The sequence below is a fragment of the Cyclobacterium salsum genome, assembly GCF_010119245.1.
Taxonomy (GTDB): domain Bacteria; phylum Bacteroidota; class Bacteroidia; order Cytophagales; family Cyclobacteriaceae; genus Cyclobacterium; species Cyclobacterium salsum.
The window spans coordinates 1-4,195 of the sequence record NZ_WNKG01000031.1 but is presented as its reverse complement, the minus strand read 5'-3'; the positions used below and the strand labels follow the sequence as shown (position 1 = coordinate 4,195).

Genomic DNA, 4,195 nt, shown 5'->3' with positions numbered 1-4,195 from the left:
TATTCCTTTAAGTTACGAATCTTAGCTTATGCTTCACTTTTCAAACATAATACCTTTGCGGCTCTTTGTGCCCTTAGTGACTAAAAATTTCTGTACGTTCCATCCGTCCCCTAGTCTCTGCGTCCCTCAGTCTCCCCCTCTCTCAGTCTTAATCCGGTGGTTTACGGTTAACTGGCTCGTTATCGGCTAGGCTTTAGGGTCTGGCCTTTTTGCGTTTGAAGGTATGGTTTTTTTTGCAGGAACCAATTTTCGAAGCATCGGCTAATTTTGATCGAACGTCTACGATTGAAAGAAGCGGGTGGGCCGACAAAAAACCGGGGGTGTGGGAGGATTGCGGGGGGAAGGATTTTTTTGTCTTGATCTTTTGGTACTTTTGGATCAAGCCAAAAGTACGGAAGGAATTGGGATTAAAACAAGGAAAACAACCTGAGTCCTGCCATGCCCTTTGCCTAAAGCCGGGTGACTGTTTAGGGTCTGGCCATTTTGCATTTGGGGCTGGTTTTGGGTTCAGTCCTGGTGGTTGATAGGTTTAATCATTTAGTGATTCACCACAGATGGCCACAGATTAACACAGATTTTTTTGGCAGATGAAACGGGTACCGGCTGGTGTGTAGGTTCTTGCATTTTGGCAGGAGGGTTGGTTTTGGTTTCCATCGTGGTAGTTGTGTTCGATACGGGCTGGGCTTTTGGGTCTGGCCTTCTTGTTTTTAGACCTTGTTTTTGCTCCAATCCTGGTGGTTAATTGGCTGGGCCCCGGCTGAGGTGTAGGTATTGGTTTTGTGGCAGTTTCCCTTGTCTTGGTTCAACCGTGGTGGTTATGTTCGAATCCGGGTGAGGTATTCATAGTGGCTATCTGGCAGTCAGCCTTTACTTTGGATTCAAGCCAGGTGGTTAAGGGTTAAACAATTGTATCACCACATCACCACATCATCACACCATCCGTTCGTCTCTAAGTCTCCAATTCCCTTTGTGTCCTTCGAGGCTCTTTGTGCCCTTAGTGACTAAAAATCCCTGTACGTTCTCTCTGTCCCCGAGTCACTGAGTCTCTAAGTCTTCCTCTCCAAGTCCCTCAGTCTCCCCCTCTCTCAGTCTTAATCCGGTGGTTTACGGTTAACTGGCTCGTTATCGGCTAGGCTTTAGGGTCTGGCCTTTTTGCATTTGGGCCGGGATTTGGATTCATGCGTGGTGGTTAAAGTGGTTAATTGGCACGGTAGGTTTTGGCAGATTCAAACATTCTTTTTGGCAATAAGGCTTGATTTTTAACCGAACCCTGGTTGTTAAACGTTAAAGTATTAGCCATTTCTCCAAAAATCTAAAAGTTTTATGGCTAACCCTTATCAAATTTGCGCAATTGTCACCATGCAAATAAATGAGTATTTGTTCTGATTATTTCCGAACAATCTGTTATCTTTCCCGTAAAATGGTTAAAATAGCAGTTACTTGAGAATTATTAATAAACCCATTTTGGGTAAACTGATTCGGAAAAATCGGGGGAACTCGAAACTGGTTAAAGCAGTTCAGCAATTGATTTCGGAGATTGAGAATAGCAATTGGGAAACGCCACTTGATTTGACCGCTAAAAGACCTGATGCCGATTGTGTTTATGGCGGAGAATTTTATTTCTTCAACATCAACATTCATCGCACTTTAATAATGATTGAATTTGAAGAAAACGGTGAAGCTACAATTGTTTGGGCTGGTAGTCATGATGATTATGAACTGACTTTTAAAAACAATCGGAATGTTATTAAAAAATGGTTGAGAGATAATAACTGGATTTAAAAATTGGTAATCATGAAAGACATTCTTGACATAAACGAAATTGAGAAAATAGAAAGACTAGAGAATGAGTATGATTTGGAAAAGGCATCATTATATGAACGTAAATTGCGTTTAATGATTGATGAAAATCCGGATTTAAAACCGTTAAGAAAAAAACTTCGTGATTTGATTAAAGATTACGAAGACAAGGAATGGTCTGATTTTGAAAAAATAACTGAATCCCAGGTAGCCGAATCTGATAAAGCAGAGCAGATGGTGAAAGTTGAGGAAAATTTCATCCATAACCGAAAGCATGTGATCCGCAAAAAACTTAAAGCCTTTGACATGACTCAGCAAGATTTGGGATTAATTTTAGGTCATCCAAAATCGTATATGAGCGAATTGATGAATGGTGTATCTCAATTTTCATTAAAAGATCTGGTTATTATCCATCGGGTTTTAGGTATTAAGCTACCTATATTGATTCCTACTTTTTTACAATTTGAGACTAGAGAAAAAGTCAAAGAGTCTATTAAGAAATTAAATAAACCAAAACTCGGAATGATAAAGACGGAATTGGTATAAGATCAACAGCCATATGTCATCCGATATCGTTTAAATCAAAGATGGCAGTATCGGTCCAGATTACTTTACAGCCGTGGTGTTTAAGGGTTAATATGGTTCGATACCGGCTGAGTTCGCCATGGTGGCTATCTAGCAGTTAGCCTTTACTTTACAAGCCTGGTGGTTAAGGGTTAAGAGGCTGGAATTCAGCTGAATAATTGAAATGGGCAATTTGGCAGGAGGGCTGGTGTTGGGTTCAACCGTGGTGGTTAAGGGTTAAGGAGGCTCGGAACTTGTAGAGGTATTCATCGTGGCTACCTGGCAGTCAGCCGTTACTTTGGATTCAAGCCTGGTTGTTAAGGGTTAAACAATTGTATCACCACATCACCACATCATCACACCATCCGTTCGTCTCTAAGTCTCCAATTCCCTTTGTGTCCTTCGAGGCTCTTTGTGCCCTTAGTGACTAAAATTTTGTGTACGTCCTCCATCTCTTAGTTCCATAGCCCCTACCTCTTTAACGGTGACCCGTCGGAGTCCAGGGGGAGGTCCCAAATGTGCCCGGACGTTGGCGAAAAGCCGGCTTCACAGGTGAGCAGTTGGATTGCCAATGAAGGTAACGCAAGACCCCAACAACCCCGGGCTGCGCCTCGTGCCTTGGCTTACCCGGGATTAGCATATGGGAGGACCATTTTAGTTTATTGACTATTCCGTATCAAAATCCGGAAAGTCATAGGCATTTCTACCTAACCTTTCGCATCGATGAACAGTAATAATATCAATACGATAGGTATCAACTATATGGTAAACAATTCTATAGTTTAATCTGATAAGTTCTCTTAATTTATCGTTTTGGAATTCAGGAACCATTTTTCCTAATCGTGGCTGTTCTTCAAGTATGTCAACCGCATTAAATAATCTATCTACCGTTAATTGTGCATACCTTTCAGAATCTTTTGAGATATATTCTCCGATTTCGTTTAAATCAAAGATGGCAGCATCGGTCCAGATTACTTTAACCATTTATTGAGTTTTTCTCTTGCCTCTTCTTTGGTATTTATCCGACCATTCACGGAATCATCAAGTCCTTTTTGGACGTTTTCAAGAAAAATCAAATGGTCTACTACCTGATCAATCGTAAGGTGCTCAGGTAATTGGTCCAGGGAATTGATGATCTGAGTCTTGGTTATCATGGTAATTATTTTTTTTCAAAGATAGTGAATCAATTTTGAAAATCATCCCATGGTCTTAAGGTTAGGGATCCCTGATCAGCTGAAGAAGTATATTTTTGGGTGCGCAGAGGGTTGATGCATTTTGGCTGGTTAACCGGCTCGGTGCCGGCTAGGCTTTAGGGTCTGGCCTTTTTGCATTTGGGCGATGCTTTGGGATTTAGGTGCTGTAGTAATGCTTGATCCTGGCTTGCCTCCCCCTCCTGTTTTAGGACGGAGAAAGGGGGCTGGTCACAAACCTGGCTCGGCATTGGCGAAAAGTCAGCTTCACTTTTTAGCGGCTGGATAGCCAATGCAGGGAGCACAAGACCCCGACTACCCCGGGCTGCGCCTCCCTTGTCGGCTTACCCGGGGCTTATGGTATTTCGCCCCTTCGGGGCTTGGTTCCGGATACCTGATATAATAGCCGTTAGACAGGCTACCATACAATTTAGGTCCAGTTGTGTTGGTTATGTTCGAATCCGGCTGAGGTATTCATCGTGGCTACCTGGCAGTCAGCCGTTACTTTGGATTCAAGCCTGGTTGTTAAGGGTTAAGGAGCTGGTTGTCCGCTGATGTATGAGTCCGTACTTTTTGCCAGGAGCCGATTTTCGAAGCATCGGCTAATTTTGATCGAACGTCTACGATTGAAAGAAGCGGGA

The 4,195-nt window shown here is 42.6% G+C and carries 4 protein-coding genes; 2 read left to right on the top strand and 2 right to left on the bottom strand.

Translation table 11 applies throughout. The annotated features are described in order from the left end of the window. Window positions 1–1,440: 1,440 nt before the first annotated feature. Together GJS45_RS23500 and GJS45_RS23495 are read left to right on the top strand one after the other, a co-directional pair. A complete protein-coding gene (locus GJS45_RS23500; RefSeq protein WP_162344337.1) occupies window positions 1,441–1,782 on the top strand; it encodes a type II toxin-antitoxin system HigB family toxin in 342 nt (113 codons plus the stop codon). Between the two features lie 12 nt (window positions 1,783–1,794). After that, window positions 1,795–2,346, top strand: coding sequence for a helix-turn-helix domain-containing protein (locus GJS45_RS23495; RefSeq protein WP_162344336.1), 552 nt, complete (start codon window positions 1,795–1,797; stop codon window positions 2,344–2,346). Window positions 2,347–3,030: 684 nt separating this feature from the next. Here the strand turns inward: GJS45_RS23495 and GJS45_RS23490 are convergent. Together GJS45_RS23490 and GJS45_RS23485 are read right to left on the bottom strand one after the other, a co-directional pair. Beyond that, window positions 3,031–3,348 (bottom strand): type II toxin-antitoxin system RelE/ParE family toxin, encoded by a 318-nt coding sequence (locus GJS45_RS23490; protein ID WP_162344335.1) that lies wholly within the window; start codon window positions 3,346–3,348, stop codon window positions 3,031–3,033. Continuing rightward, on the bottom strand, window positions 3,336–3,518 hold the full coding sequence (locus GJS45_RS23485) for a hypothetical protein (protein ID WP_162344334.1): 183 nt from the start codon (window positions 3,516–3,518) through the stop codon (window positions 3,336–3,338). The genes GJS45_RS23490 and GJS45_RS23485 overlap by 13 nt, the downstream gene beginning before the upstream one ends. Window positions 3,519–4,195 lie beyond the last annotated feature (677 nt).

Coding starts and splice junctions, on each gene's coding strand:
- GJS45_RS23490 (WP_162344335.1), bottom strand. CDS start 3,348: ATGGTTAAAGTAATCTGGACCGATGCTGCCATCTTTGATTTAAACGAA.
- GJS45_RS23495 (WP_162344336.1), top strand. CDS start 1,795: ATGAAAGACATTCTTGACATAAACGAAATTGAGAAAATAGAAAGACTA.
- GJS45_RS23485 (WP_162344334.1), bottom strand. CDS start 3,518: ATGATAACCAAGACTCAGATCATCAATTCCCTGGACCAATTACCTGAG.